Below are 1,930 nucleotides of genomic sequence, written 5' to 3' on the forward strand. Positions count from 1 at the left end.
AGACATCATTCGTGGTGTCTTTTTTATTTAACATAAAATCTCTTATGTGAAGCAACCTGAATGCAACGGTGCCGCATTGGGGGCGCGTTGAGATAAGCCTCTTTTAGATAACTTTAGCAACTCGATAGACAGTTGCAACTCCACAATTCACTGCTTTGGCAATTTCTTCCTTAGTCATATTGCCAGCTGCTAGCAATTCTTTTATTCGTTTGTGCTTAGCCTCATTGGCTTTCTTACCTGTTGGCTTGTAACCCGAACGTGCCAGGCCCTGCTTAATACGTTCTATACGTTTCTCATTGTCTAGGCGAGCCATTGTTGCCAGGAGATCAATCAACATATTGTTGATGAGTTCCAGGATTGAATGAGTAATGCTGTCACTGGTTTGAATCACTTGGTAGGTAGTAGGAAGATCTGCTACGACTAAACGAAGTCCCTTCTCTTGGATCCTGCGCTTCAGCTCTTGAAAATCTCGTTGGGTTAGGCGTGATAAGCGGTCAATACTTTCAACTAACAAGGTGTCACCTTGATTTGCTTCTGACAGTAGCTTATTCAATTCAGGTCGGTCTAACTTCGTACCACTATAGTTTTCTACGTACACAATGGTTTCACCCAAATTCAAGTTTTGGTTTAGATCCTGAAGAATCTGCAAAGCCCTTTCTGCATCTTGATCTTTAGTTGAAGCTCGTAGATAAATACGTGTATTCATTTCTATCATTTAATCTTAATTCTATTAGATTAATGATAACAATATCATTTAATTATCGCATTAAGTCTAATGATAGATATTGTATGCGATTTGGCTCGCTATCATTCAGCTATACTCTTTTGATAAAAAAAGCATAACTAAAAGCCATGCCTTGGGAATTCGTATAACGTGTATTATGTTAATTTTAGAAAATCTGTTTTAGTTTGTACCTTTTCAAAATTATGTAAAAAGCAAATAAAACACTTATCCAGAACAAATAATCAAAAATAAAATATAAGAAGATAAATTGATCTATTCCTATAATAATATTTAAAGGATCTAGCGCTATACTCCCACCTGGAGATACTTCACCATCTACTAAAAACTGTAAGGGAAATCCTCCTCCAATGACTTTAACTTTTCCAAGCTTGTCTACAACTATACGATCCACTAATGTATATTTCTGATAAAACAAAGATAAATAAGTAAAAATAAAAGATAAGCAATTGAAGTATAAAAATTTTTTCATAATTTCCTCTCATATATCTACTAATTTTAACAATTTTTAATCAGAGCCTTTTGGAATAATTTGCTTTAATTTCTCTATTACTCTCTCAAAAAATTCCTTTAATATGAAAAGATTAGAATTTATTTTATTAAGTTTACTTGCAGCCTGCAGTCCAGTTACAGAAAAAATTGAATCAAATATAGTTGTTCCACGTATTCAATATACGGGGGGAGCAGATAATGCAAGTTATAGTGAGGCTAAGCTTATTAGGGAAGGTAAATGCCTATACCTAGAACATGCTGATGGCTCTAAAGTTCTGCCAATTTTTGCTACAAAAACTCTAGATTGGGATACGGAAACTAAGAGCCTAAAAGTAGATTCGGATACTTATTTTTTAGGTGATAAAGCAGCATATGGAGGCGGAGAATCCTATCCTCTAGAAAAAAATAATTATTCTTGGATAACTGAAGTAGATCATAGCTGTGATACCTCAAAAGTTATAGTTATTAATCGACTCATAAGACCAATTGAAGAACTACCAAAATGAAGAATAGCCTATTTTACTGTCTTACATTAGTTCTACTTATAGGATGCCAGCCATTTGAAAAGGATGGATATATTTTTATTAAAAATCAGACTGATTATCCAATTACAGACCTTAAAGTAACTTATATTAGTGCTCAAAAAACTTATAGCTTAGGTACTCTTTATCCTTATTCAGAATATAAATACGCCAT

The 1,930-nt window shown here is 33.8% G+C and carries 3 protein-coding genes and 1 pseudogene; 2 read left to right on the forward strand and 2 right to left on the reverse strand.

The annotated features are described in order from the left end of the window. Positions 1-103: 103 nt before the first annotated feature. Together FTT86_RS15780 and FTT86_RS15785 are read right to left on the reverse strand one after the other, a co-directional pair. The gene (locus FTT86_RS15780) at positions 104-715 is read right to left on the reverse strand and encodes a recombinase family protein (protein ID WP_180181481.1); all 612 of its coding nucleotides are present in this window, start codon (positions 713-715) and stop codon (positions 104-106) included. 175 nt (positions 716-890) lie between these two features. Further along, positions 891-1,214 carry a hypothetical protein gene (locus tag FTT86_RS15785; RefSeq protein WP_004676058.1) on the reverse strand — a complete coding sequence of 108 codons (324 nt, stop codon included), beginning with the start codon at positions 1,212-1,214 and terminating at the stop codon, positions 891-893. A 103-nt stretch (positions 1,215-1,317) separates the two neighbouring features. Between FTT86_RS15785 and FTT86_RS15790 the strand changes: the two genes are divergently transcribed. Next, the gene (locus FTT86_RS15790) at positions 1,318-1,740 is read left to right on the forward strand and encodes a hypothetical protein (RefSeq protein ID WP_004676061.1); all 423 of its coding nucleotides are present in this window, start codon (positions 1,318-1,320) and stop codon (positions 1,738-1,740) included. Beyond that, positions 1,737-1,930 (forward strand): annotated as a pseudogene (locus FTT86_RS15950) (hypothetical protein); the annotation flags it as partial. The gene FTT86_RS15790 and the pseudogene FTT86_RS15950, both read left to right, overlap by 4 nt.

Source organism: Acinetobacter sp. YH01021, assembly GCF_013420255.1.
Lineage (GTDB): Bacteria > Pseudomonadota > Gammaproteobacteria > Pseudomonadales > Moraxellaceae > Acinetobacter.

Coding starts and splice junctions, on each gene's coding strand:
- FTT86_RS15790 (WP_004676061.1), top strand. CDS start 1,318: ATGAAAAGATTAGAATTTATTTTATTAAGTTTACTTGCAGCCTGCAGT.
- FTT86_RS15785 (WP_004676058.1), bottom strand. CDS start 1,214: ATGAAAAAATTTTTATACTTCAATTGCTTATCTTTTATTTTTACTTAT.
- FTT86_RS15780 (WP_180181481.1), bottom strand. CDS start 715: ATGATAGAAATGAATACACGTATTTATCTACGAGCTTCAACTAAAGAT.